Raw genomic sequence first — 25,193 nt, forward strand, 5'->3', positions numbered from 1 at the left:
GTGCGCAACCCGACGCACACGGAGGTCAGCGTGGCCCGCCAGTCGCCCCAACGGCCCGACGCCGACGAGCCCGAGCTCGACACCACCGACGGGCCGCTCGAGCCCGAGGTGACGCGCGGCGAGGCCGACCGTTCCCTCTGGGACGAGCTGCGCATCGACCCGGTGGAGATCGCGCTGCCCGCCGGCACCGGATTCACCCTGCGGGCGTACCGGCCGGCCCGCGAGCTGACCCCGACGGACGTCACCGAACGCGACGAGGACGACCCGTTCCTGGCCCGTCGCCAGGCCGTCGAGATCGAGGACGACGAGGAGGTGGTGATCCTCGACGAGGAGTTCGCCGCCCTCTCCGCCGAGGAGGAGGAGGACGCCGAGCGGCCCGACCGGCGCAAGCCCGCCGCCACCGCCACCGCCACCGGCACCGACACCGAGGGCGACACCGACGAGGACGCCGACGACGCGGCGGGCGACGAGGAGGTGCCGGCCTTCCTGACCCACAAGGGCCGGCTGCTGCTCTTCAAGACCCCCGAGGCCCTGGTCAGTTTCATCCGTTCCGGTGCGCCCAACGACCTGTCCCAACTGGACGGCTGGAATGAACTGTCCGAACGGGTGGAACCGGCCGACATCGCCCCGCTCGACGAGGACACCTACGAGCTGGACCTGGTGGTGGAGAACCTGCGCGGCGGGCACGACACCTGGGATCCCACGCTCCTGATCGAGGCCGGCGAGGTCGCCCGTGACCTGGCGTACGCGCTGCGGCTACCAGCCGTGCTGGACATGCTCTCCACCGGCTCCAGCCTGGACGATCTCGATGAGGCGCTGCGCGCCTCTGTCAACGGCGGAATCGGTGCATTCCTGGGCCGGCGACGGTTGAAGAAGATCGGCGCGCAGACCGCGAGTTTGGGTTGGCGCACCATTGTCGGCAAGATCTCTGCCGTCGTGGACTGGCGCGACTGACCCCGAGCGGGGAGCATCAGTCTCTGGCAGATGGAAGACCTGTGTCCCGGGAGGGAGGACGACGCCGTGGCGCTCGTGCGCGTGTACTGCGGTCTGGCCTCGGCGGATCCGGCCGACCGATCGGCATCGGCCGGTTCGTCGCTGACGTCCGCTGTGGTCGATGACGCGGGTCGTCTGCTGCACGTCTGCGAGATCAGCGACGACGCGGCGGGCTACGCCCAGCTGGTCACGCTGCTCGTGGAGCGTTCGGGCGGACCGAGCGGCGCGGCGATCGCGGCGGACAGCGACGACCACTCGGTCACCTCGCTGCTCATCGCCGCGGGGCGTCCGCTGGCACTCGCCGACGACGACTCGGTCGACGACTTCGCCGAGCGGTTCGCCGACGACGACTCCCTGGAGGAGATGCAGTCCCCGCCGGCCGAGCGGCGGGCGGTGGGCCTGGCCCGCGCCCTCCAGGCCGGCGCGCTCTCCGCGGTCACCCTTCCGGCGCCGGGCGGCCTCGTCGGCTACAAGCAGGTCCTGGCGGCGCACGCCGCCCTTTCCAGCGGCCGGCACTCCGCGGCGGTGGCGCTGCGCGAGGTGCTCCGCGAGCTCTACCCGGCCGCGCTCCGGGCGTACCCGGACCCGGCCGAGCGGGTGGCGCTCGCCGTGCTGGACGCGCTCCCGGAGCCGAGCATGCTCACCGGCACGGTGACCCGCGGCCGCGAGGTCTCGGTGGCCGCGGACGCGGTGGCGGCGCACCTCGCCGCCGACGGCGTCGCCGAGGCCGACGAGATCGACGCCGCGGTGACCGCGCTGCGGGTCGCCATCTCCGAGACCCCCCGCCGGGCCACCGTCAACCGGGCGCTCACCTCCGCGGTGGCCGAGACGGTCCGACAGGCGGTCGCCTCGGTGCGGGCCTGCGACGCGGGCTGCGAGGCGCTGGTCGGCGCGCTCAACGCCCGCGTCACCACGCCGGCGCCGGTCCCCGGTCGCCGCGCCGCCGCCCGTCGTGGCGAGCCGGTCGGTGACCTGCCGGGCCTCAGCAGCACCGGTACCGGCCTGCGTACCGTCCGCTCGGCCAACCCCGAGCCGCCCGCCCCCACCGGACGGCGCAGCCGCCCGGAGCCGGTCTCCGGCGGGGCGCTGCCGCCGTCGCCCCGGCCGCTCGGCCCCCCACCGGTCGCGCCCCCACCGGTCGCGCCGCCGCCCGTCGCCCCGCAGCCGCTCACCCCGGCCGCCTCGGCCGGCACCCCGATCTCCGCCCCACCGGCGCGTACCGACCCGGCCATGCCGGTGGTGCGCCGCGGGGTGGACGCCCCGACCAACCGTCCGGTCTCCGCGCCCCCGCCGCCGCCACCGGGGATCACCCCGATCGCCCCGGCCCAGCGCGGCGCCGTACCCCCCGCTGAGGCGGGTGAGCCGTTCCGGCCGACCCTGACCACCGCCGCGATCAACAACGCCCGCGCCGAACGCGAGCGGCAGCGCACCGTGATCCCGCCGCGCCCGAAGACCACCGGCGCGCTCTCCGCGCCCACCGGTGGCTTCAGCGCGACCGACCTGAGCGTGCCGGTGCCCACCCCCCGCCCGGACCAGGAGTCCGCGCCGCCGGGGTCCCGGGCGAACTGGCCGCTGGTCAACAACCCGGAGGATCCGGCGGACAGCTCCGCCAACAACCCGGTCGTGCCGCCGTACGGCGAGCGCGCCGGCCGGCAGGTGGACGCCCCGACCGACCCGGGCGCGGAGCGGCGGGTCACCCCGCCCTGGCTCGCCGACGACCTGCCCCAGGAGCCGCCGATGCTGCGGCTCGTCGAGCCGCCGCCACTGGCGGACCGGGCGCTGCGCGACGGGCTCGACCCGTCGGCCGATCCGCACCTGGAGACGCCGCCGCTGCGCCTGGTGGAGCGGGAGGAAGCAGCCCGTGCCGCCCGCGCCGACCGGCCGGCCCCGGAGCGCCGTCCCGACCCGGCTGAGCGCCGGACGCCGCTGGAACGCCGCCCCGAGACGGCCGAGCGCCGGGCGCCCCTGGAGCGCCGCCCCGAGACGCCCGAGCGCCGGGCGCCCCTGGAACGCCGCCCCGAGACGGCCGAGCGCCGGACGCCCCTGGAACGCCGTCCGGAAACGGCCGAGCGCCGGCCGCTGGAGCGTCGCCCCGACCCGTTGGAGCACCGCCCCGATCCGATCGAGCACCGACCGGCCCCGATGGAGCACCGGCCGCCACCGGTCTCCGACGAGGGCGACGGCGACCTGCTGATCTTCGCGGCGGCCAAGTCCGCGTGGTTCGTCGGGCACAGCGAAGAGTCCGACATGGACTGGTCCACCACGGCGGACACCGGCTGGCAGGCCGCCGAGCAGGCGGCCCGTCCGGCCGTCGGCGCGGAGACCTCCGCCGGCCTGCCCAAGCGGGTGCCCCAGGCCAACCTGGTCCCCGGGTCGCCGCTGCGCGAGGAGCGTCCACTGCGGATCGTTCGGGACGCGGCGAGCCTCGCCGAGAACACCACCGGCTACTTCCGCGGCTGGCGCCGCGGGCAGGAGATCGGCGGGTTCGCGGTGGGTGGGCGACCGGGCCGCGAGTCGGCCGGGGGTTGGGACTTCAGCCGCGATCCCGCGGAGCGCGACGACGACCGGGAGTACGAGTTCCGGTCCGCCGGCTACCGCTCCTGACCGTCGCCACACCGCCCTCCACCTGCGTGTTCCTACCCACACCCGGAAAATTTGACGCCGGGTGACGGCGGCCGGGAGCATACCGGCGAAACCGGCGGCGACAGGTGACGCCGGGGTGGGAAGGCGACTCCAATGGCGACACCGGCAATCGACTCGTTCCTGCTCACGCGCCGGGGAGTGCTCGCCGCGACGGCCGGCACGCTGCTGCTCGGTGGCTGCGGGCAGGGCCCGGCGCCGGGCCGGGCGGAGCCGGGGGACAGCGCCTCACCGGGCGGCCCGGAGCTGCTGATCGGCGTCAGCCTGGAACTCAGCGGCCGGGGCGCCGCGCTGGGCGTGTTGCAGGAACGGGCCCTCCGGATCACCCTGGAGTCCCTCAACGCCAACGGTTTCCAGGTGGGCAACCTGCGCCGCCGCGTGAGGCTGCTGGTGCGTGACAACCGCAGCGACGCGCGGGAGGCCGCCCAGCAGGTCACCGAGCTGGTCCGCCGGGACCAGGTGCACGCCCTGATCGGCACCACGCTGACCGAGACCTCGCTGGCCGCCGTCGCGGTGGCCCAGCGGCTGCGGACCCCGTTCATCTCCCTCGCCCCCGGCGACGGGATCGTGCTGCCGCTCGCCCAGCGGACGTACATCTACAAGCTCACCCCGGACGCCGCTGACGTGGCCCGGCGGATGGCCCAGCTGATCAGCGGCAAGGGCCTACGGCGGGTGGCGCTGGTCGCCGCGGACGGCCCGCACGGCGACTCGGGCGTACGGGCCGTGTCGGCGGCGCTGCGCACCGCCGGCGTCGAGCTGGACCGCACGGTACGGCTGCCCCGCTCCGGTGTCAGCTTCACCACGCCCGCCCGCCGCGCGATGTCCGGGGACCCGGACGGTGTGATCGTCTGGGCGGCGGCCCCGGACACCGGCAGCGCCTCCCGGGCGTTGCGCCGGGCCGGGTTGCAGGGCCCGCTCTTCTTCGACCCGTCCGGGGTGGCCGAGGAGACCCTCCAGGGCAGCAACGCCTCCGCCGTGGAGGGTGCGTACGCGGTCCACCCGACCTGCCTGGCCGGCTCCACCCTGACCAACGCCACCACCGCCGCGCTGGCCCGCCGCGACTTCGTCTTCCGCTACATCCAGCAGCACGGCAGCTTCAGCGGCTTCGCCCCGTACGCCTCGGACGCGGTGCAACTGCTCGCCGACGCGGCGCGGCTGTCCAGCAGCGTCGACCCTGGACGGATGCGGGCCTACCTCCAGAGGGAGGTCGCCGACGGGCTGGCCGGGGGGTACGCCTTCACGCCGAACCGGCACGGTGGCATGGAGCGCGACTCGCTGGGCACCTACACGGTCAGCCAGGGCAGCTGGGTCCGGGTCTCCTGACCCGTCCCGGGGTCGTCGAGGCGTCCGGCCGGTGCCACCGAACGGCAGTCGAGCCCGGTGCCGCCGGGCGGCAGCTGGGCAGCCAGACGCGCCCGGTGGCGGCCGAAGCCACCGCCGGGCGCGTACCGGTCGATCAGGCCGGGGCGACGGCGCGCGAGCGGCGCATCGTCAGCACGTACTCGACCAGCGAGATCAGCACGTGCTTGGTCGACTCCCGGTTCCGGGCGTCACAGGCCACCACCGGCACGTCGCTGGAGATGGCCAGCGCGTCCCGGACGTCCTGCGGGTCGTGGTACTGCATGCCGTCGAAGCAGTTGATGGCCACCAGGTACGGCAGCCGCCGGTGCTCGAAGAAGTCGATGGCGGCGAAGCAGTCGGCCAACCGGCGGGTGTCGACCAGGACCACGGCACCGATCGCGCCACGGACCAGTTCGTCCCACATGAACCAGAACCGCGTCTGACCGGGCGTACCGAACAGGTAGAGGATCAGGTCCCGGTCGATCGAGATACGGCCGAAGTCCATCGCCACCGTGGTTGTCGTCTTGCCCGGCACCTGCCGGGTGTCGTCGACGCCCACGCCCGCGGAGGTCATGATGGCCTCGGTGGTCAACGGCGTGATCTCCGAGACCGAACCGACCAGCGTCGTCTTACCGACGCCGAACCCACCGGCGATTACGATCTTCGCCGACGTCACGCGCCCGGCCGGGGTCGGCGGGCGGTGCGACATGTCAGAGCCTGCGAAGTCCACTCAGCACCCTCTCCAGCAGTTCAGTGCCCAACGCGTCGTCGGAGTCGTCCAGGATGGTCGGCTCGTGGACCGCGACCAGGCCGTCCGTCGCCATGTCGGCGATGAGCACCCGGGCCACGCCGAGCGGGAGCTGCAACCGCGCCGCGATCTCGGCCAGCGACTGCACACGTCCGTCACACAGCGCGGCGATGTACTGGTGTTCGCGGCCCTGACCGCCGTTGCCGGTGGCAACGGCGCGACCGCGCACCGTCGTTTCGACGAGCGCCTCCAGGGCGATGTCGAGCCGGGGACGGGTACGACCACGGGTCACGGCGTATGGACGGACCAACGCCCCGGTCGGTTCGTCTCGATCAGCCATGTCGCCGCTCACCTCCCTCGTACCCGCCACCGGCTCTCGCCCGGTGGAACCCGTCCTGGTTGTTGTCGTTGCTGCCCTGCCGACCCGTGGTCAGCGGTCAGCCCATCATCCCGACAGCCGTACGCGGCTGCGGAGTCAGCGCGTCACCCACCCGGTCGACCAGCAGGGCCATCTCGTAGCCGACCTGACCGACGTCGCAGCTGCGGGCGGCCAGCACGGCGAACGAGGAGCCGTCCGAGATGGACATCAGGAACAGGAAGCCGTTGTCCATCTCGACCACGGTCTGCAGCACCGCGCCACCCTCGAAGCAACGGGCGGCACCCTGGGTCAGGCTGACCAGTCCGGACGCGATCGCGGCCAGCTGGTCGGCACGGTCCCGCGGCAGGTCCCGCGACGACGCGAGGAGCAGCCCGTCCGCCGAGACGGCGACCGCGTGCGCGACACCGGGCACCCGGTCGGCGAAGTTCGCCAGCAGCCAACCGAGATCCTGCGTAGTTGTCATCCTTCTTGCTCCTTCTGCCCGCTCCCGGCGGCCGGGCCTGCGCCAGACTGCGAGGATTGCTGCCCTCCCGGAGTCGCCTCCGGGCTGGTGGGGTTGCTGTCCGAGGGGTGGCTGGTGCGGCCGCGCTGCACGCCCCGATGGTAGGCGGAGAGCAGGCCACGGACGGCCTCGGGCGTGCGCCGCTGCACCGGCGTGGTGGGCTTCTCCACGGCGCCGGGCACGAGCTGCGCCATCGGCGTCCGCTTGGGCAGACCGGTCTCGGTCGTCGCCGCCACGGGCACCTCGGAGGCCGCCACGGCGGCCCGCCAGCCGTCGTCGGCGGCGGTCTGCCAGCCGGCGCCCTGCTGCGCGGGCCGGCGGCCCGGCAGGGCGTCGGCGAGCCCGGGACGGCTGCCCCCGTTCGCCGTCGACCCGTTGTCCCGGGGCGCTCCTCCGGCCGTCGGAGTGTCTGCCATCGGTGCGTTACCTGTCGTCCCTGGTGCGGTGTGCTGGCCAGCGCGGGCGGCGGCGTCGGCAGGGGGCGTCGGCCGGGTCGCGGTCCCGTTGGCCGCCGGCTTGGCGCCGGCCGCCTCCTCGGGACCGGGTCGACGGGTACGGAACCAGGCCGACTCGAGCTCCCGGAATATCGGCAGCTCCATCGTCTCGTCCGCGTACCGCTGCCGGTTGGCCGCCTGCTGCGGCGTCTGCGGCCGCTCGGCCGGCGCGGCCTGCGGCGGCCGGGCCTGCTGCGGCACGGCCGGCTGCCGACCCGCCGCCGGGGTGGCCGTGGTCGGTGCCTGCGGGGCGGGCTCGGCCCCCGCGGGCCGCGCGACGCGCGGCATCTCGGTGGTCATGTCCAGGGCGGCGGCGAGCCGCTCGGGAACCGGCGGGGTCGCCGCCTCCCGGTCACCAGCGGCGACCGGCGGCCAGGCCGGCGGCGCACCGGCGCCCGACGTGGTCGGCCGCGACGGCAGCCCGGAGGCGGGCGGCGCGGAGTACGGCTGAGCCGACGCGGGCGGCGCGGAGTAGGGCTGGCCGGACGCGGGCGGAGCCGAGTAGGGCTGACCCGACGCGGGCGGAGCCGAGTACGGCTGGCCGGAGTAGGGCTGACCGGAGTACGGCTGACTCGACACCGGCATCCCGGAGACCGGGGCGCCGGAGACCGGTGGCAGCGGCGGGGCGGAGACCGGCGGGACGGGCGGGGCGCTGTACGGGCGCGCCTCGGGGCTGCTCGGCAGCTGCCTCGGGATGACCGGCTGCTGCCCGGTGGCGTCCGGGTCGCCGTCGGCCCCCTGGCGCTGCGGCAGCGGGTCGATCGACTGTCCGTTGATGCGCGGCGCGAAGCCGTCACCGCCGTTGGCGCCGCTGGCGCCGGTCAGGTCGGACCAGGCCGGCATGGAGCGGGCCGCTCCGGCGGCCGGGGCGCCCGAGCCGTTGACCGGGGCCGGATCGAAGGGCCGGCCACCGAGGGTGACCTGGTTGCCCGACTCGACCGAGCGCTGGGTCGGCGCCGGGACGTTGCCGAGCGCGGGCAGCGCCCCGAAGACCGGAGCCGGGCCGGTGGAGTGGGGGCCGGACGCGGACGCCGGCAGCGCGGGCGGCTGCGGGCCGCGGCCGGAGAGCGCGCGGGGCACCAGCACGGAGGTGGGCAGGACGACCTCGGCCACGGTGCCCCGGTCGGTGCCGGGACGCAGCTCGACCTTGACGCCGTGCCGGGACGCCAGCCGGGCGACCACGACCAGACCCATCATCCGGGAGACGGCCACGTCCACCTGGGGCGGCGTGGCGAGGCGCTCGTTGAGGTCGGCCAGCTGCTCGCCGCTGATGCCGATGCCGCGGTCCTCGACGTAGAGCGAGGCCCGGTCGCCGACCCGACGCGCCTCGACCATGACCTGGGAGTCCGGCGGGGAGAACGCGGTGGCGTTGTCGAAGAGCTCGGCGACGAGGTGCACCAGGTCGTTGACCGCGTGCGCGGCGACCTCGATGTCCCGGTCGATGATCCCGAACTCGATCCGGGTGTAGTGCTCGACCTCGGACTGCGCGGCGCGCAGCACGTCGATCAGGGCCGCGGGCTCACGCTGCACGCGGGTGGAGTCCGCGCCGGCGAGGACCAGCAGGTTCTCGTCGTTGCGGCGCATCCGGGTGGCCAGGTGGTCGAGCTGGAACAGCTCGGCGAGACGGTCCGGGTCCTCCTCGCCCCGCTCCAGCCGGTCGAGGTGGCCGATCAGCCGGTCGACCAGGATCTGCGAGCGGCGGGCGAGGTTGACGAACATCGTCGCGACGGAGGAGCGCAGCGCGGCCTGCTCGGCGGCGGTGCGGACGGCCTCCAGGTGGACGGCGTTGAACGCCTCGGTCACCTGGCCGAACTCGTCCTTGCTGCGCACCGGCAGCGGCTCGGCGATCTGGTTGGCCAGCTGGGTCGGGGAGAGCTGCCCGCTGACCTGCGGGTCGCGCAGCCGGGCCACCGCCTGGGGCAGGCCGTACTGGGCGATGGAGAGGGCGCCCTGGCGCAGGTCGCGCAGCGACCGGGCCATCGACCGGGCGACCAGGTACGCGAAGAGGATGGCCAGCAGCAGCATGCTGAGCAGCAGGCCGGTCTGCAGGAACACCGTGCGCTGCACGTCGGTGCGCAGGACGTCGGCCTGCGCGACCACGTCGCGGTCGAGCCGTACCTCGACGGTGCGGATCAGCTGGGCGTTGGCGATCATGGCCGCGTCCCACTGGTCCGCGCCGAACGGGACGTTGGCGATGCTCTCGGTGTCCCGGCCGTCGATGAAGCTGCTGTAGGTCTCGGCCTGACGCAGGTCGGAGCCGGCGACGGTCTGGTCGTGGAACTCCCGCTCGGACCGGCTGGCGACGGACTGGAAGGTCTGGAGCGCGAGCTGCTGGCCGGTGAGGCTGGCGATGTAGTCCTTGCGCAGCGGCGGGAGGTACGCCTTCTGGATGAGCACCCGGTGCACCGTGACCCGGCGCAGCGACAGGAACTCCTTGGTGCGGGCGACGGCGGCGGCGGCGCGCATCCGGTCGGAGAGGTCGTTGTTGCCGGCCAGCTGGGTGGCCGAGTCACGGACGCTGACCAGCTGGTTGATCAGGCCCTGGTACGACCCGACGGCGTCGGTGAGGGTGAGCTTGCCGTTGTAGACCTGGCTCCGGGTGGCGGGCAGGTCCTTCAGCTCCTCGTCGATCCGGTCCAGCAGCGACTCGAAGCTGGCCGGCAGGTCGTCGAGCTCGGTCCGCTGCTGCGAGTACGGCGCCTTGGACTGGTCGACCCGGGCGTTGACCCGGTTGTACGCCTCCTGGTACTGCGCCGCGGCCTGCCCCTTCTGGGAGCCGAGCAGCAGCACGGCGGCGGTGCGCTCGTCCTGCAGGCTGTTGACCAGGTCACCGGAGTAGCTGATCAGGTTGGCCAGGTCGCCGGCGCGGTTGGCGTCACTCAGGGTCTGCAGGTTGGTGACCAGCCCGCTGGTGCCCACCACGACCGTGGCGATGGTCGGCACGATCATGATCAGCCCGAGCTTGGACCAGATCGGCATGTCGCGCAGTCGGCTGGCCGGCCGACGCAGACGCGACAGGAAGGAGCCCGCCGTCGTTGGCCGTTTGCTCACGTCACCGCCCTCGTGATTACCGCGCCCCGCGTTGCCCCGGGCAACGCCCAGCGACCGACCCGGCGGGTCGGACCCCCGAGATTCCATCACGCCGTTCCTGAAAGAGAAAGCCCAGGTTGGCGGTCGCCGAGGGTGTGATGAGATGTTGATGCAATTTGATAGCAATCCGTCTGGCCGGAGTGACCCAACGTAATGGAATACCGCCACCGTGTCGTCCTGCTTGCCGGCCCCTCGGGGTCCGGAAAGTCGTACATTGCCCAGCGAACCGGACTTCCCGTGCTATGCCTGGACGACTTCTACAAGGACGGCGATGACCCTACGTTGCCGCGCCGGAACGGCCTGGTGGACTGGGATTCACCAGAGTCCTGGGACGCAGGAACGGCCGTCGAAACGATTGCCCGACTGGCCAGCGAGGGCAAGGCCGATGTGCCGGTTTATGCGATCGGTGCCGATCGGAGGGTGGCCACCCGGCCATTTCACCTCGCCGGATCGCCACTTTTCGTCGCCGAAGGGATCTTCGCCGCGGAGATCGTCGAGGAGTGTCGTCGCCGCGGACTGCTCGCCGGGGCGTACGCGCTGCGCCGGCCGCGCGGCACGACCTTCGTCCGCCGGCTCACCCGCGACCTGGCCGAACAGCGCAAGGCGCCGGCGGTCCTGCTGAAGCGCGGCGTGGCGCTGCTGCGCGCCGAACCCGCGGTGCTCCGCCGGCAGACCGGCCTCGGCGCCGAGGCGGCCCGGGCCAGGGAGATCCTGCGGCGGGTGGCCGGCCTGGTCGCCGGCCACCCGCACCCGTGATCAGGCCGGCAACTTCGCGTACGCCGGCTTGATCACCTCGTCGATGATCCTCAGCCGCTCGTCGAACGGGATGAAGGCGCTCTTCATCGCGTTGATGGTGAACCACTGGAGCTCCTTCCAGCCGTAGCCGAAGGCGTCCACCAGCAGCGCCATCTCCCGGGACATCGAGGTGCCGCTCATCAGCCGGTTGTCGGTGTTCACCGTCACCCGGAAGCGGAGGTCGCGCAGCAGGCCGATCGGGTGCTCCCCGATCGACGCCGCCGCGCCCGTCTGCACGTTCGACGACGGGCAGAGCTCCAGCGGGATCCGCTTGTCCCGGACGTACGCGGCGAGCCGGCCGAGCACCGGCTCCGCTCCGGGGGTGATGTCGTCCACGATCCGCACCCCGTGGCCGAGCCGGTCGGCACCGCACCACTGGATGGCCTGCCAGATCGAGGGCAGCCCGAACGCCTCCCCGGCGTGGATGGTGAAGTGGAAGTTCTCCCGCTGGAGGTACTCGAAGGCGTCCAGGTGGCGGGTGGGCGGGAAACCCGCCTCCGCGCCGGCGATGTCGAAGCCCACCACCCCGGCGTCCCGGTGCCGGACGGCCAGCTCGGCGATCTCCTGCGACCGGGCGGCGTGTCGCATCGCGGTGAGCAGCGTGCCGACCCGGATCGGCGTACCGGCGTCGGCGGCCTCCGCGCTGCCCTCGGCGAACCCGGCGACCACCGCCGCCACCACCTCGTCCAGGGTGAGGTTCTGCTCCAGGTGCTGCTCGGGAGCGAACCGGACCTCGGCGTAGACCACGCCGTCGGCGGCCAGGTCGAGCGCGCACTCCCGGGCCACCCGGCGCAGCGCGGACGCAGTCTGCATCACCGCGACGGTGTGCGCGAAGGTCTCCAGGTAGCGCTCCAGCGAACCGGAGTCGGCCGCCTCGACGAACCAGCGGCCCAGCGCCTCGGGGTCGGTGGTGGGCAGTTCGTGGCCCACCTCGGCGGCGAGTTCGACGACCGTCGCCGGCCGCAGGCCGCCGTCGAGATGATCGTGCAGCAACGCCTTCGGGACCTTGACGATGTCCTCGTATCGGATAGCGACCATGTTCAGACCCTAGTCAGCGGGCGGCCGGCCCCGGGAACGGACACGGCGGCCCGGCGCCCGCACCGGACGCCGGCCGCACCGATCGGCCCGCCGGAGCCCGCCGGGCCACCCGGCCGGCTCACGTACGCTGCCCTGGTGACCGCCGCACACCCGTCCGACCAGCCCACGGGGGCGGCACACCCGGCGGTGCTGGCCCGGCTGCGCTGCCCGGTCTGCACCGAGCCCCTGGCCGCCGCCACCGACACCCGCGCCCTGCGCTGCCCGCGCCGGCACAGCTTCGACGTCGCCCGCCAGGGCTACGTCAACCTGCTCACCGGACGCGCCCCGCACGTCGGCGACACCGCCGAGATGGTGGCCGCCCGGGCCGACTTCCTCGCCGCCGGCCACTACGACGTCATCTCCGCCGCCCTGGCCCGGGCCGCCGCGACGGCGGTGGCGACGGCGGGGGCCGGCGTCGGGGCGTACCCGTTGGTGGTGGAGGCCGGCGCGGGGACCGGCCGGCACCTCGCGGCGGTGCTGGCGGCGCTGCCCGACGCCGTCGGCCTGGCCCTGGACGTCTCCAAACCGGCGCTGCGCCGCGCCGCCCGGGCCCATCCCAGGGCGACCGCGGCGCTGGCCGACACCTGGCAGCGGCTCCCGCTGGCCGACGCCTCGACCGCGGTGCTGCTCGACGTCTTCGCCCCGCGCAACGGCGCGGAGTTCCGCCGGGTGCTGCACCCGGCCGGGGTCCTGCTCGTGGTCACCCCCACCGGCGGGCACCTGGCCGAACTGGTCGACGCGCTCGACCTGCTGCGGGTCGACCCGGACAAGGCGGACCGGGTCGCGGAGAACCTGGCCGGGCACTTCACCCAGGAGCGCGCCACCGAGCACACCGCCCGGCTGCGGCTCACCCACGACGAGGTGGCCACCCTGGTCGGGATGGGCCCGAGCGCCTGGCACACCGATCCCGGACGGCTCACCGCGCGGATCGCCGCGCTACCCGCCCCGATCGGCGTGACCGCGTCGGTACGGCTCACCGTCTGGCGACCCCGCTGACTCAGGTGGAGAGGTCGACCTCTTCCCAACCCGGCGGCTCGTCGTGGTACGGCCCGCGCAGCATCACCGCCCACTCCAGCGCCCAGCGCCGCTGCCCGATGGCGTTGGCGTCCACCAGCCCGGGCAGTCGCCGGCCGGCCCGCTCCACCTCCAGGTACGCCCAGTCCAGGCAGTAGTGCAGGTCGAGCAGGGCCGCCGCGTCGGCGGGGTGCTGCGGCGCGGTCAGGATCCGGGACCGCCACTGGCCGAAGGTCTCCCCCGCGGCGATGTGCGGCAGCCGCTCCACCAGCCGCTCGTCCACCGGCACCGTCGGGTCGAGCAGCTTGGTCAGCCCCAGCACCCAGCACAACGAGAAGAGCGCGTCGTGGTGCAGCACGAACGAGCGGTGGTCGCCCTTGCCGCCCATCACGAACTGCCACTCGGGCGGGGTGACCATGTCGACCAGGTGCGAGCCGAGCAGCCAGCTCATGCCCGCCTGCGGCGGCATCCCGAAACAGCGCGCCAGGATCAGGTGCAGCACCGCGATGCGGGCCTCGATCTCGCCGGTGGGACGCAGCTCGATCTCGTCGCCGGGCTCCCAGACGAGCGGGAACTGGACGGGCGGCAACGGCAGGCCGAGCCGGTCCAGCTCCTCCAGGCTCGCCTCACGGACTTCCCGAGGGTCGGGGGCGGGTACACGCACGGCTGAAGTCCCTGTCTGCTCACGGCGTCACGACGCCGGTCTGTCCCCCTGGGCAGGCAGGATAGTCCTCCCCGGGCCCCGGCACCATGCCACCCCGCCGCCCCGGCCCGACCGGCCGCCGACGGTCGCCCGTTCAGCCGATCCGCTCGATGACCAGCGGCGCCACCGCGGGCGCGGTCGGCGCGATCCGGACCGCCCGCTCGGCCTCGGCCCGCGCCGCCGGGATCCGGGTCGCCTCGTCGGCGCGCAGCTCGAAGAGGGGGTCGCCGGCCCGCACCGGGTCACCGGGACGCTTGTGCAGCACCACACCGGCGGGGACGCTGACCGGGTCCTCCTTGCGGGCCCGTCCGGCGCCGAGCCGCCAGGCGGCCACCCCGATGGCGTACGCGTCGATCGAGGAGACGAAGCCGTCCTCGTCGGCGCGGACCACCTCCACCTCGTTGGCGGTCGGCATCGGGGCGTCCGGGTCGCCGCCCTGGGCCCGGATCATGGTGCGCCAGGAGTCCATGGCCCGCCCGTCGCGCAGCGCGGCGGCGGGATCGGCGTCGGGCAGCCCGGCCGCGTCGAGCATCTCCCGGGCCAGCGCCAGGGTCAGCTCCACCACGTCGGCGGGACCGCCGCCGGCCAGCACCTCCACCGACTCGGTCACCTCGACCGCGTTGCCGACGGTCAGGCCGAGAGGGGTGGACATGTCGGTGAGCAGGGCCACGGTCCGCACGCCGTGCGCGCCGCCCAGCTCCACCATCGTCCGGGCCAGCTCACGGGCGTGGTCGACGGACTTCATGAAGGCCCCGGAGCCGACCTTGACGTCCAGCACCAGCGCGCCGGTCCCCTCGGCGATCTTCTTGCTCATGATCGAGCTGGCGATCAGCGGGATCGCCTCGACGGTGCCGGTGACGTCGCGCAGCGCGTACAGCTTGCGGTCGGCCGGGGCCAGCCCCGCGCCCGCCGCGCAGATCACCGCGCCCACCTCGCGCAGCTGCGAGATGAACTCGTCGTTGCTCAGCGCGGCCCGCCAGCCGGGGATCGACTCCAGCTTGTCCAGGGTGCCGCCGGTGTGGCCGAGGCCGCGCCCGGAGAGCTGCGGAACCGCGCCCCCGCAGGCGGCCACCAACGGGGTGAGCGGCAGAGTGATCTTGTCACCGACGCCGCCGGTCGAGTGCTTGTCGACGGTCGGCCGGGTGACCGGGGAGAGGTCCAGCCGCTCACCGCTGGCGATCATCGCGGCGGTCCACCGGGCGATCTCCGGCGCGGTCATCCCGCGCAGCAGGATCGCCATGGCCAGCGCCGACATCTGCTCGTCGGCGACCAGCCCCCGGGTGTACGCGTCGACCACCCAGTCGATCTGGGCGTCGCTCAGCGCACCCCCGTCCCGCTTGGTCCGGATGACGTCGACCGCCGTGAACGCACTCATCGTCGAGTTCCTCTGTCTCGTGGTGAAGCTGATCCGCTGATCCCGGAGGGCTCAGCCCTGCCAGCGGGCCGGGATCTCCATCGGCGGCTCGCCCTCACCGGCCCAGAAGATGGTGCCGGTGGCGTCGACCACCACCACCCGGGGCGTCCGCGCGTGGCCCCAGGCGATCGCCTCGGCCGAGTCGCCCCAGCTCGGGCCCTCCTCCAGCACCCCGGTCTCGGCGCCCGCGTCGTCCCCGGCCGACCGCTCCCAGTACGCCGTCCACACCTGCCGGCCGGCGGAGAGGTCGGGATGCACGAAGACGGTGCCGCGGCCCCGCCAGGCGGCGAGGCGGTCCGGCACCACCGGCACCGGGGCCTGCGCGACCACGGCCTCGATGTCGGCCACGTCGAAGGCGTGCGGCAGCAGCTCCGCCATCCGCAGCGGTCCGCCCTTCGCCTCGACCAGGCACTCCGGGCCACCGTTCTCCCAGAGCAGCTGCCGGCAGCGTCCGCACGGCATCAGCGGTTCACCGGTGGCGTCGACGCACGACATGGCGACCAGCCGGCCGCCGCCGGTGGCGTGCAGCGAGGAGACCACGCCGCACTCGGCGCAGAGGGTGACGCCGTAGGCGGCGTTCTCCACGTTGCAGCCGACCACGACCCGGCCGTCGTCGACCAGCGCGGCGGCGCCGACCGGGAACTTCGAGTAGGGCACGTAGGCGTGCCGCATCACCTCGGTGGCGGCGGCCCGCAGCCGCTCCCAGTCGATCTCGGTCATCCCATCATTCTGCCCAATGCACCCAGGTCGGACGCGGGCAGGGGGCAAAGCCCCCGGAGGGAGACGCGCCTCAGCGGACGGCCAGCTCCGCCAGTCGGGCGGGGCTCACCTCGGTCAGCCGGGTCGCGGCGGTGGCGACGTCGGCGGCGGGCACCTCCCCGCCGGGGCTGAGCAGCACGAGCGCGCCGCTCCGCCGGACGAGGTGCACCTCCTCCCCCTCGGTACGCACCCAGTGGTCCGTGCCGGCCGCCCGGCAGGGCGGCGGCGCGGACGGCACCCGGCCGCCCTCGGTCAGGGCGAGGTCGGCCCGGGCCGGACCGCAGCGCCCCGGCGGGGCGAAGTCGGCCGGCAACGGGACGACGAGAATGGAGATCCGGCCCGCCCCCCGCTGCGTCGTCACGGAGAGGATCCGGCGGCCGACGAGGGCCCGGGCGGCGGACACCTGGTAGCCCTCCACCTCCGGCACGACGAGCGGCAGACCCACCCGGGCGAAGCCGTCACGCAGCTCGTCCTGCCGGGTGTCCTGCCGCAGTCGGGGCGCCGCGGCCCACGGCAGGAGCAGCAGCAGGGCCAGCCCGCCCCGGGCGACGAGCGGAAGAGGAATCGTCATGACGGAGACGCCGGCGGCGAAGCCGATCACGGCGAGCAGCACCGCCAGCCACACCGGCGACGGTCCGGAGGGCACCCGGGTGGCCTGGTCGAGCAGGATCCCGCCGCCGGTGACCAGTGCGCCGAGCAGGGCAGCCGGCAGTGGTCGCTCGACGCCCGCCGCCCGCAGGACCAGCCACACCACGGCGGTGACCACCAACGGCCCGACGACCAGGGCCGGATAGCCGTAACCGAGGCAGGCGCCGATCGTGTCGGACCGGCAGGTGGCCGTGAAAGGGACCTGCTCGTGCCAGACCGCGGTGAGGATGCCGGCCCCCATCGCACCCGGTACGGCGGCGCGGGCCATCCCTGCGAAGAGCTCCATCGACGGCTCCCGGGGGAACGGGGGCCCGGCCGCGGCGCGGCCGGGCCCCCCAGGCTAGCTACCAGCGGTAGTCGTACAGCAACTGCGACCCCGTCGTCAGGGGATCATCGAACCGTCACGGACCGCGGAACGACCGTGGCCGGTGGGGGATCCCCACCGGCCACGGGTCAGCTCAGGGCTCAGCCCTTGATGTACGGCTTGCCGTCCGCCGCCGGCGCCCGGACCCGGCCGACCAGCCCGGCCACCGCCAGGATCGTCGCCAGGTACGGCAGCATCGCCAGGAACTGGCTCGGGATGCTGCTGCCGATCGCGCCGAGGTAGGTGGCGAGCTGGTCGGCGAAGCCGAAGAAGAGCGCCGCCAGCAGCGCGCCGGTCGGGCTCCACCGGCCGAAGATCAGCGCGGCCAGGGCGATGAAGCCCTTACCGCCGATCATGTTCTTGGTGAAGGTGTAGAGCGCCAGGGTGTAGGAGGCGCCACCGATGCCGGCGACCACCCCGGCCAGCAGCACGTTGCGGTAGCGCAGCCGCAGCACCTTCACGCCGAGGGTGTCCGCCGCGGTCGGGTGCTCGCCGACCGAGCGGGTCCGCAGGCCCCACCGGGTACGGAAGAGCGCGATGTGGAGCACCAGCACCAGCAGCAGGCCGAGGTAGAGGAAGATGTTGCCGCGGAACAGCGCCGGCCCGATCAACGGGATGTCCTTGAGCAGCGGGATCTCCCAGTTGGAGAACCGGGGCGCGCTGTTGTAGTTCTCGGCGTTGGTCTGCATCAGCCGCTCGTAGAGGAAGCCGGTGACGCCGACCGCCAGCAGGTTCAGCACGATGCCCATGACCACCTGGTCGACCAGGTAGCGGATCGCGAAGACCGCCAGCAGCAGCGAGATGAACGCGCCGCCGATCGCGGCGGCGACCAGCCCCACCCAGACGCTGTTGAAGATGCTGCCGAAGAGCGCGCCGCTGAAGGCGCCCATCAGCAACTGCCCCTCGATCGCCACGTTGACCACGCCGGAGCGCTCGCAGAGCACGCCGGCCAGGGCCCCGAAGATCAGCGGCAGGGCGAGGATGAAGGTGCCGCGGACGACGTTGACCAGCGGCATGAAGTTGCGCCCCTCGGGGGCGGCGGAGACCTGCCAGCAGAGGAAGCTCAGCACGAAGCCGACCAGGCCCACGCCGAGCACCAGGGTGAACCAGCGCTTCGGCACGCCCGCCAGCAGGGCGCCCCCGGCCGCGGCGGCGATGACGCCGAACAGGATCGCGCCGACCGTGCCGTTGATCTCCAGCGCCGCGCCGCCCTCGGTCTCGCTGAGGGTGAACCGGGCCTGCTGGCCGGTGGCGAGCGCCCCGAAGAGCACGGTGGCGAGCACGCCCAGCGCCAGCAGGACCGCGCCGATCTTGCGGTTGCGCGTCCAGAATCCCTCGTCGACCGTGGCCACGGCGACGTCGGGGACAGCGGTGGTGGACATTGCCTTACCAGCCCTTCGCCAGGCTCGTCTGCAACCGGGCGGCACGGGCGGCCCGGAGCTGGAAGATCGCCTTCACCAGGGCCGGTGCGGCGATGAAGATGACGATCAGCGCCTGGAGCACGGTGACCAGCTCCAGCGAGATCCCCGCGTACGACTGCATCCGGTTGCCGCCGGCCTGGAGCGCGCCGAAGAGCAGCGCCGCCAGCAGCACGCCCCACGGCTTCACCCGGCCGAGCAGGGCCACCAGGATGCCGTCGAAGCCGATCTGCGCGACCACCTGCGGGGTGAGCGCGTCCGCGGTCGTGCCGAGCACCTGGTTGGCGCCGCCGAGCCCGGCGAGCAGACCGGCGATCACCATGATCAGCACGTACGTCCGGGTGACGCTGATGCCGGCGGTCCGCGCGGCGTCCGGGTTGGCGCCCACCGCGCGCAGCTCGAAGCCGAGCGTGGAGCGGTTGAGCAGCCAGGCGACGAACCAGGTGGCCAGTACGGCGAGCAGAATGCCGCCGTGCACCCGCAGGTCGGCGCCGAGCAGCCGGGGCAGCTGCGCCGAGGCGTCGACGGGCTTGCTGATCGCGTCGGCGCGGCCCGGGTTCTGCACCCCGTTCTGGATGATGATCCAGGACAGGAAGTAGACCGCGATGTAGTTGAGCATGATCGTGTTGATCACCTCGTGGGCGCCGGTGCGCGCCTTGAGGATGCCCGGGATGAAGCCCCAGATGGCACCGCCGATCGCACCGGCGAGCAGCGCGACGAGCAGGTGCAGCGCCGGCGGCAGCGGCAGGGCGAAGCCGGCGACCGCGGCCAGGATGACGCCCATGGTCGCCTGGCCCTGGGCGCCGATGTTGAACAGGCCGCCCCGGAAGGCCAGCGCCACCGACAGGCCGGTGAAGACCAGCGGCGCGGTGTACGTGAGCGTCTCCGAGATCGGGCTGAGCGCCGCGGTGAAACCGACGGCCTCGGGGTCGAAGACCGCGCCCTTGAACAGGTTCGCGTACGCCTCGCTGACCACCGCCCAGCTGGCGTTGATCGCGTCGGCCGGCCGCGCGGTGATGTAGCTGTAGGTGGCCAGCACCTCCGGGTCGGACACGATGATCAGGATCGCGCCGATCACCATCGCCAGCAGCAGCGCGAGCACCGTCACGGTGACCGTGTTGGCGGCCCAGAGGTTGTCCAGGAAGAGCCGGCCGAGCGACGGCCGGGGCTCGGCCGCCGGGCGCGTCGTCGCGGTGGCGGGCACCGCGCGCCCGCTGTCGCCGGCCGGCACGGTCGGGTTCGCCCGTGCCTCGCTCCGCGCCTCCTGCGCCTTGGTCGCCGGCTCCTTTTCCGGGGAGCCCGACCCGGGGTTGGGGTTGCTCATGCCTCGTCCTCGCTACCAGGGCCCTCGGGGGCCGCAGCCGCCGGGCCGTCGCCGGGCGCCGCGGTGGCACCTGGGGTCGCTGCGCCTTCGGCGGCGTCGGGGGTGATGCCGGCCATCAGCAGGCCGATCTCCTCGCGGGGGGTGTCCGGGCCGACGATGCCGATGATCCGACCGCGGTACATCACCGCGATCCGGTCGGCCAGGCCGAGCACCTCGTCCAGTTCGCTGGAGACGACCATGACGGCGGTGCCGACGTCCCGCTCCCGGATGACCCGGCTGTGGATGAACTCGATCGAGCCGACGTCGACGCCGCGGGTCGGCTGGGCGGCGATGAAGAGCTTCAGCGGCCGGGAGAGCTCCCGGGCCACGATCACCTTCTGCTGGTTGCCGCCGGAGAGGGTGCCCACCGCCGCGTCGGCCGACGGGGTACGCACGTCGAACTGCTCGATCCGCTCCTTCGCCGACTTCGCGATCGCGTCCGGCTTGAGCGACAGACCCTTGCCGAAGGGCGGCCGGTCGTAGATGTCGAGGACCAGGTTCTCGGCGACGGAGAACTCCTTGACCAGGCCGTCGACGCTGCGGTCCTCGGGGACGTAGCCGACCCCGGCGCGGAGCACCTTCTTGGTGGACCAGCCGTGGATCTGGTCGCCGTCGAGGCTGATGCTGCCGGCGAGCGCGGGGCGCAGGCCCATGATCGCCTCGATCAGCTCGGTCTGGCCGTTGCCCTGCACACCAGCGACGCCGAGCACCTCGCCGGCGTGCACGGTCAGGTCGACGCCGTCGACCGCCCGGACCTGCCGGTCGTCGTCGACGACCAGGCCACTGACCTCCAGCATCGGCCGGCCCGGGGTGGCCGGCTGCTTGTCGACGGTGAGCCGGACACTGCGGCCCACCATCAGGGCCGCCAGCTCGTCCCGGCTCGCGGTCGGCGAGGCGGTGCCGACGGTCTTCCCGCGCCGGATCACGGTGATCCGGTCGGCGATGGCCTTGACCTCGCCGAGCTTGTGGGTGATGAAGACAATCGACTTGCCGGCGGCCTTCAGCGCCCGCATGACCGTGAGCAGTTCCTCGGTCTCCTGCGGGGTGAGCACGGCGGTCGGCTCGTCCAGGATCAGCAGGTCGACGTCGCGGGTGAGCGCCTTGACGATCTCCACCCGCTGCTGGATGCCGACCGGCAGGTCCTCGATCACCGCGTCCGGGTCGACCCGGAGGTTGTACCGCTCGGAGACCTCGGTCACCTCGCGGCGGGCGCGGCGACGGTCGAGGAAGCCGGCCAGGCCCCCCTTGACCTGCTCCGCACCGAGCATGATGTTCTCGGCGACCGTGAAGACCGGCACCAGCATGAAGTGTTGGTGCACCATGCCGATCCCGGCCGCGATCGCGTCCGACGGGCCCTTCAGCTTCAGCGGCTTGTCGTCGACCAGGATCTCGCCCTCGTCGGGCTGGTAGAGCCCGTAGAGCACGTTCATCAGGGTCGACTTGCCGGCACCGTTCTCGCCGAGCAGGGCGTGGATCTCTCCAGGCTCCACCGTCAGGTCGATGTGATCGTTGGCGACCAGATCACCGAACCGCTTGGTGATGCCGCGCAGTTCGAGTCTCAGCGCAACCTCCTGGAGTGCGAGCGATGGTGCAGCGTAGCTGCCGGTGGGCCCGGCCGCCCGACACGGCCGGCCTGGGGGATGGAGCGGATCGGCCGCCCCGGCGGTCGCGGGTTGTCCCCACGTACGCCGAGGCGGCCGATCGTCATGCCTGGTGCCCGCCGGCCCCCGTGAATGGTCTCACCGTGGCGCCGGGGCGGTTGGTCACTTGGTCGGCTGGGCCTTCGAGGTGACCGTGATGGTGCCGGCGGCGATGTCCGCCTTGAGCTTCTCGACCTCGGCCTTGAGGTCGGCCGGGACCTTGCTCTCGAACTCGTGGTACGGGGCGATCGAGACGCCGTTGTTGGCCAGGTTGCCGACGAAGCCCGGGGTGGCCTGGAGCTTCTCGCCACCGGCGGCCTTGAGCACGGCGTCCTTGACGGCGTCCGGGATGTTCTTCACCACGGTGGTCAGCAGCGCCGAGCAGTCCGGGGTGCTCTCGCAGCCGTCGACGTCGACCCAGACGACCGAGTACTTGCCGCCGGAGGCCTTGGCCGCACCGGTGGTGCCGAGGCCCGCGCCGCCGGCGACCGGCATGACGATGTCCGCGCCCTGGGCGACCAGTGCGTCGGAGACCTTCTTGCCCTCGTCCTGCTTCTGGAAGTCGTTGGTGAAGGAACCCTTCTGGGTCTCCTTGTTCCAACCCAGCACCTGGACGTTCTTGCTCTTGGTCTTGTTGTAGTGCGCCACGCCGTCGGCGAAGCCGTCCATGAAGATGGTGACCGGCGGGATCGGCAGGCCACCGTAGGTGCCGACCTTGCCGGTCTTGCTCATCCCGGCGGCCAGGTAACCGGCCTGGAAGGCGGCCTGGGCGGTGTCGAACTGCATCGGGTAGACGTTGCCGACGCCCGGGTTCGCGTCCACGATGCCGAACTGCTGGTTCGGGTTGGCCGCGGCGATCTTCTTGGTGGCGTCCTGCATCAGGCCACCGACGGCCAGGATGAAGTCGCACTTCTGGTTGACGTACCCGGTCAGGTTGACCTCGTAGTCCGCCTCGGCCTTGGACGCGACGTACTTGATGTCGATGTCCTTGTTCGCCTTCTGCGCCTCCTGGAGGCCCTTCCAGGCGGAGGTGTTGAAGGACTTGTCGTCGATGCCACCGACGTCGGTCACCATGCAGGCGCTGTACTTCTTGCCACCGGTGCCGCCAGCGTTGTTGTCGTCCTCGGGAGCCTCGCCACACGCGGCGGCGCCCAGCACGAGCCCACCCACCGCGAAGGCGGAGGCGATCCGCATCCCACGCACAGAGCGCAAGACGTCTCCTTCCCACTGCACACCGCGCCTCGTGCGGTGGCATGCCCTTGTACCGACGAGCGCTGTGCTGCCGGCTTCCCACGTTACGGACGGGAGCGTACGCCCGCGCCCACCCACCGGCCGCCAATCGTGCACGACTGTTGAACGCCTGTTATCCCGGCGTAACCCTGGGGTGGGGCAGATCACTCTGAGTGCTGGTAGGCGAACCACCGGGTGTCGGGAAGGTCCGGTTCACCGTCTCCCCGGCGAGCCCCCGACGTCACCGCCAGAAGATCGCCACGGCGGCGTTGACCAGGGTCAACCCGACGAGCGCGAGGAAGTGCCCACGGTTGACGGACTCCCGCTTGCGGGAGAAGAACACCATGACAAAGATCAGCAGGGCGAGCACCAACTTGGTAACAAGTTTCGCGGGTGCCGGCTCATCGCCGTCACGCAGCGGCGCGGAGAGGCCGATGCCGGTCAGCAACCCGATCACCGAGCCCCAGAGCATGGCCGCGTTGATCCGCAGCCGGCCGCTGACGTACTGGGCGATCGCGCCGCCGAGCAGCAGCGCGAACCCGATCAGATGGACGTAGAGAAGTACCAGCCGGAGAGCTTCCACGCCGGCCATCCTCCCCTATCAACGACGGTTTGTAGTAGGGGGCCCGCCGGGTGAGCCCATTCCGTGATCTCCGCGCCGCTCGCCCGGGCGGCCCGACCGCACCACACCAGGGCCGCCCCTACGCGCGTCCGGCGAGGCGCCAGACCTGGAAGGTGGGGCCGTCGGCCGGGAGGGTGACGGTGCCGTCGCGGTCGGGGCGCAGCGCCGGGGCGCCGCCGTACGTGTTCTCCCCCGCCGGCAGCCCGGTCAGCCGGACCGGGGTGCCGGCCGCCCGGCGGGCCAGCACCAGCACGCTGCCGGTCGGGGCCTCGCGCAGGAAGACCAGGGTGTCCGCGTCGGCGTGCACCCGGCGCAGCCCGCCGTGGCGCAGCGCCGGCTCGGTCCGGCGCAGCGCGAGCAGCGCCCGGTACGCGGCGAAGGTCCGCCGGTCCCAGCCCTCCGGCCGGTGCCACGGCATCGGGGTCCGCGAGCCCTCGCCGTTGGCGCCGGTCAGCCCCAGTTCGTCCCCGGCGAAGATGACCGGGGTGCCCGGCATGGTGGCGAGCAGGCCCGCGGCGACCTCCTGCCGGGCCGCGTCACCGACCACGGTCCGGATCCGGGCCGAGTCGTGCGAGCCGAGCAGCTGCCACGAGTGCACGTACGACCGCCAGGAGACCAGCGAGCGGTAGGTGTCCATGGTGGCCAGCACCGCGCCGGCGTCCCGGCGGACCACCCCGCCGGGGGTGCCCAGGAAGTTCGGCACCGGGTCGTCGCCGTGCCGCAGCCAGGACCAGACCGGGTCGGTGAAACCGACGTAGTTCATCGTCCCGTGCCAGCCGTCGCGGTCCAGGTCGCCGGTGTGGTCGTGGCCGTGCTCGGCGAGGAGCAGCCCGTCGGCGCGGGTGTCGGCGACCACCTCGCGCAGCAGCCGCGCCACCTCGTGGGTGTACGCGTCCGCGCCGCGCCGGCCGGTCATGTTGGCCACGTCGACCCGCCAGCCGTCCAGCCCGTACGGCGGGCGCAGCCAGCGGCGCAGCAGCGAGTCGTCAGCGGTGGCGAAGCGGCGGCGCAGCTCGGCGCTGCCCCAGTTGAGCTTCGGCAGCGACTTGACCCCGTTCCAGGACTCGTAGTCCCCGGTGATCTCGTCGAAGTAGTACAGCTCGCGCTCGGCGGCGCGCACGTCCGCGGCGGCGGTGGTGAACCACTCGTGCGCGTCACCGGTGTGGTTGCTGGTGATGTCGCCGAGCAGCCGCCAGCCCCGGGCGTGGACCGCGTCGGCCAGCCGGGCCAGCGCGGCGTCCCCGCCGAGCAGCGGGTCGACCGTGTCGAAGCTGGCCGCGTCGTACCGGTGGTTGGAGCGGGCCGGGAAGATCGGGGTGAGGTAGACGGTGTTGACGCCGAGCCGGTCCAGGTGGTCCAGCCGCTCGGTGACCCCGTCCAGGTCACCGCCGTAGAACTGGCGCGGCGTCTCCGGGCCGCGGCCGATGACCGGGGTGTCCCAGTCGCACGGGATGGCCCAGTCGGGCGCGGTGCGGCCGTCGGCGGCGGCGGAACGGGCGAACCGGTCCGGAAAGATCTGGTAGATCACCGCGTCCCGGGCCCAGGCCGGCGGCGGGGCGTAGCTGACCAGCTTGAAGTCGCCGTTGTCGGGCACGTCGTGGTCGACCAGGCCGGCGGCGTTGAGCCACCGGTGACCCCGGCTCCCGGAGAGCAGGAAACGGTAGTTGCTGACCGGGTTGCGGACCTCGACGTCGGCCCGCCACCACACCTCGCCGCCCTCGCTGCGGTCGACGGTCGCCTCGGCGAAGCGCGGCTCACCGTCCCCGGTGGTCCGGAGGTGCACCTGCCGCACGTCGGCGCCCTCCGGCACCCGAACGAAGACCGGCACGGTCTGCCCGAGCGCCGGCTCCTGCTCCGGGACGTAGGTGGCCGACCCGTCGTGGTGCGGCAACAGGAACATGACAGAACAACCCTTCCGGTACGTCGAAACGGCAGCCGGGGCCGGAGCCTCACCCCGTT

20 protein-coding genes are annotated in these 25,193 nt (G+C 73.3%); 5 read left to right on the forward strand and 15 right to left on the reverse strand.

Going from position 1 to position 25,193, the window contains the following annotated elements; all coding sequences use genetic code 11:
- From AC5L3Z_RS14810 to AC5L3Z_RS14820, 3 genes are all read left to right on the forward strand, one after another.
- Complete coding sequence (locus AC5L3Z_RS14810) at positions 1-954, forward strand: SatS C-terminal domain-containing protein (protein WP_494842372.1); 954 nt, start codon at positions 1-3, stop codon at positions 952-954.
- A gap of 30 nt (positions 955-984) precedes the next feature.
- Complete coding sequence (locus AC5L3Z_RS14815; protein WP_494842374.1) at positions 985-3,597, forward strand: transposase; 2,613 nt, start codon at positions 985-987, stop codon at positions 3,595-3,597.
- A 132-nt stretch (positions 3,598-3,729) separates the two neighbouring features.
- Positions 3,730-4,956, forward strand: a complete 1,227-nt coding sequence (locus AC5L3Z_RS14820; protein ID WP_494842376.1) for an ABC transporter substrate-binding protein — start codon at positions 3,730-3,732, stop codon at positions 4,954-4,956.
- Between the two features lie 133 nt (positions 4,957-5,089).
- Here AC5L3Z_RS14820 and AC5L3Z_RS14825 read toward each other — a convergent pair whose 3' ends face one another.
- The 4 genes from AC5L3Z_RS14825 to AC5L3Z_RS14840 all read right to left on the reverse strand — a co-directional run bounded on the left by AC5L3Z_RS14825 (position 5,090) and on the right by AC5L3Z_RS14840 (position 10,148).
- Positions 5,090-5,683: a GTP-binding protein gene (locus AC5L3Z_RS14825; RefSeq protein WP_334523368.1), complete on the reverse strand. Its 594-nt coding sequence runs from the start codon at positions 5,681-5,683 to the stop codon at positions 5,090-5,092.
- Position 5,684: 1 nt separating this feature from the next.
- Entirely contained in the window at positions 5,685-6,062 is a 378-nt protein-coding gene (locus AC5L3Z_RS14830; protein ID WP_334523365.1) for a DUF742 domain-containing protein, read from the reverse strand.
- Between the two features lie 97 nt (positions 6,063-6,159).
- Entirely contained in the window at positions 6,160-6,564 is a 405-nt protein-coding gene (locus AC5L3Z_RS14835) for a roadblock/LC7 domain-containing protein (protein WP_013283992.1), read from the reverse strand.
- On the reverse strand, positions 6,561-10,148 hold the full coding sequence (locus tag AC5L3Z_RS14840; RefSeq protein WP_494842377.1) for a sensor histidine kinase: 3,588 nt from the start codon (positions 10,146-10,148) through the stop codon (positions 6,561-6,563). The genes AC5L3Z_RS14835 and AC5L3Z_RS14840 overlap by 4 nt, the downstream gene beginning before the upstream one ends.
- Positions 10,149-10,340: 192 nt before the next feature.
- On the opposite strand from AC5L3Z_RS14840, the gene AC5L3Z_RS14845 reads away from it, so the two are divergent.
- On the forward strand, positions 10,341-10,943 hold the full coding sequence (locus AC5L3Z_RS14845) for a uridine kinase family protein (protein ID WP_494842379.1): 603 nt from the start codon (positions 10,341-10,343) through the stop codon (positions 10,941-10,943).
- Here the strand turns inward: AC5L3Z_RS14845 and AC5L3Z_RS14850 are convergent, their stop codons facing one another.
- Positions 10,944-12,020 (reverse strand): adenosine deaminase, encoded by a 1,077-nt coding sequence (locus AC5L3Z_RS14850; protein ID WP_494842380.1) that lies wholly within the window; start codon positions 12,018-12,020, stop codon positions 10,944-10,946.
- A gap of 186 nt (positions 12,021-12,206) precedes the next feature.
- On the opposite strand from AC5L3Z_RS14850, the gene AC5L3Z_RS14855 reads away from it, so the two are divergent.
- Entirely contained in the window at positions 12,207-13,055 is an 849-nt protein-coding gene (locus tag AC5L3Z_RS14855; protein WP_494842718.1) for a putative RNA methyltransferase, read from the forward strand.
- Position 13,056: 1 nt separating this feature from the next.
- Here AC5L3Z_RS14855 and AC5L3Z_RS14860 read toward each other — a convergent pair whose 3' ends face one another.
- From AC5L3Z_RS14860 to AC5L3Z_RS14905, 10 genes are all read right to left on the reverse strand, one after another.
- A complete protein-coding gene (locus tag AC5L3Z_RS14860) occupies positions 13,057-13,737 on the reverse strand; it encodes a DUF4272 domain-containing protein (protein ID WP_494842381.1) in 681 nt (226 codons plus the stop codon).
- A gap of 133 nt (positions 13,738-13,870) precedes the next feature.
- The gene (locus AC5L3Z_RS14865; protein WP_494842382.1) at positions 13,871-15,151 is read right to left on the reverse strand and encodes a thymidine phosphorylase; all 1,281 of its coding nucleotides are present in this window, start codon (positions 15,149-15,151) and stop codon (positions 13,871-13,873) included.
- A 51-nt stretch (positions 15,152-15,202) separates the two neighbouring features.
- Positions 15,203-15,910: a cytidine deaminase gene (locus AC5L3Z_RS14870; RefSeq protein ID WP_334523343.1), complete on the reverse strand. Its 708-nt coding sequence runs from the start codon at positions 15,908-15,910 to the stop codon at positions 15,203-15,205.
- A gap of 70 nt (positions 15,911-15,980) precedes the next feature.
- The gene (locus AC5L3Z_RS14875; RefSeq protein WP_494842384.1) at positions 15,981-16,883 is read right to left on the reverse strand and encodes a hypothetical protein; all 903 of its coding nucleotides are present in this window, start codon (positions 16,881-16,883) and stop codon (positions 15,981-15,983) included.
- Positions 16,884-17,062: 179 nt separating this feature from the next.
- A complete protein-coding gene (locus AC5L3Z_RS14880; protein ID WP_494842386.1) occupies positions 17,063-18,343 on the reverse strand; it encodes an ABC transporter permease in 1,281 nt (426 codons plus the stop codon).
- A 4-nt stretch (positions 18,344-18,347) separates the two neighbouring features.
- Positions 18,348-19,703 (reverse strand): ABC transporter permease, encoded by a 1,356-nt coding sequence (locus AC5L3Z_RS14885; RefSeq protein WP_494842388.1) that lies wholly within the window; start codon positions 19,701-19,703, stop codon positions 18,348-18,350.
- Positions 19,700-21,304, reverse strand: coding sequence for an ABC transporter ATP-binding protein (locus tag AC5L3Z_RS14890; RefSeq protein WP_494842719.1), 1,605 nt, complete (start codon positions 21,302-21,304; stop codon positions 19,700-19,702). Before AC5L3Z_RS14890 ends, AC5L3Z_RS14885 begins: the two co-directional genes overlap by 4 nt.
- A gap of 201 nt (positions 21,305-21,505) precedes the next feature.
- A complete protein-coding gene (locus tag AC5L3Z_RS14895; RefSeq protein ID WP_494842720.1) occupies positions 21,506-22,576 on the reverse strand; it encodes a BMP family lipoprotein in 1,071 nt (356 codons plus the stop codon).
- Between the two features lie 277 nt (positions 22,577-22,853).
- Positions 22,854-23,195 carry a hypothetical protein gene (locus AC5L3Z_RS14900; RefSeq protein WP_334523336.1) on the reverse strand — a complete coding sequence of 114 codons (342 nt, stop codon included), beginning with the start codon at positions 23,193-23,195 and terminating at the stop codon, positions 22,854-22,856.
- 118 nt (positions 23,196-23,313) lie between these two features.
- Positions 23,314-25,134, reverse strand: coding sequence for a glycoside hydrolase family 13 protein (locus AC5L3Z_RS14905; protein WP_494842390.1), 1,821 nt, complete (start codon positions 25,132-25,134; stop codon positions 23,314-23,316).
- Positions 25,135-25,193: the final 59 nt, after the last annotated feature.

Source organism: Micromonospora sp. LZ37 (assembly GCF_059359015.1).

Coding starts and splice junctions, on each gene's coding strand:
- AC5L3Z_RS14815 (WP_494842374.1), top strand. CDS start 985: ATGGAAGACCTGTGTCCCGGGAGGGAGGACGACGCCGTGGCGCTCGTG.
- AC5L3Z_RS14820 (WP_494842376.1), top strand. CDS start 3,730: ATGGCGACACCGGCAATCGACTCGTTCCTGCTCACGCGCCGGGGAGTG.
- AC5L3Z_RS14825 (WP_334523368.1), bottom strand. CDS start 5,683: ATGTCGCACCGCCCGCCGACCCCGGCCGGGCGCGTGACGTCGGCGAAG.
- AC5L3Z_RS14830 (WP_334523365.1), bottom strand. CDS start 6,062: ATGGCTGATCGAGACGAACCGACCGGGGCGTTGGTCCGTCCATACGCC.
- AC5L3Z_RS14835 (WP_013283992.1), bottom strand. CDS start 6,564: ATGACAACTACGCAGGATCTCGGTTGGCTGCTGGCGAACTTCGCCGAC.
- AC5L3Z_RS14845 (WP_494842379.1), top strand. CDS start 10,341: ATGGAATACCGCCACCGTGTCGTCCTGCTTGCCGGCCCCTCGGGGTCC.
- AC5L3Z_RS14850 (WP_494842380.1), bottom strand. CDS start 12,020: ATGGTCGCTATCCGATACGAGGACATCGTCAAGGTCCCGAAGGCGTTG.
- AC5L3Z_RS14865 (WP_494842382.1), bottom strand. CDS start 15,151: ATGAGTGCGTTCACGGCGGTCGACGTCATCCGGACCAAGCGGGACGGG.
- AC5L3Z_RS14870 (WP_334523343.1), bottom strand. CDS start 15,910: ATGACCGAGATCGACTGGGAGCGGCTGCGGGCCGCCGCCACCGAGGTG.
- AC5L3Z_RS14875 (WP_494842384.1), bottom strand. CDS start 16,883: ATGGAGCTCTTCGCAGGGATGGCCCGCGCCGCCGTACCGGGTGCGATG.
- AC5L3Z_RS14880 (WP_494842386.1), bottom strand. CDS start 18,343: ATGTCCACCACCGCTGTCCCCGACGTCGCCGTGGCCACGGTCGACGAG.
- AC5L3Z_RS14885 (WP_494842388.1), bottom strand. CDS start 19,703: ATGAGCAACCCCAACCCCGGGTCGGGCTCCCCGGAAAAGGAGCCGGCG.
- AC5L3Z_RS14895 (WP_494842720.1), bottom strand. CDS start 22,576: ATGCGGATCGCCTCCGCCTTCGCGGTGGGTGGGCTCGTGCTGGGCGCC.
- AC5L3Z_RS14905 (WP_494842390.1), bottom strand. CDS start 25,134: ATGTTCCTGTTGCCGCACCACGACGGGTCGGCCACCTACGTCCCGGAG.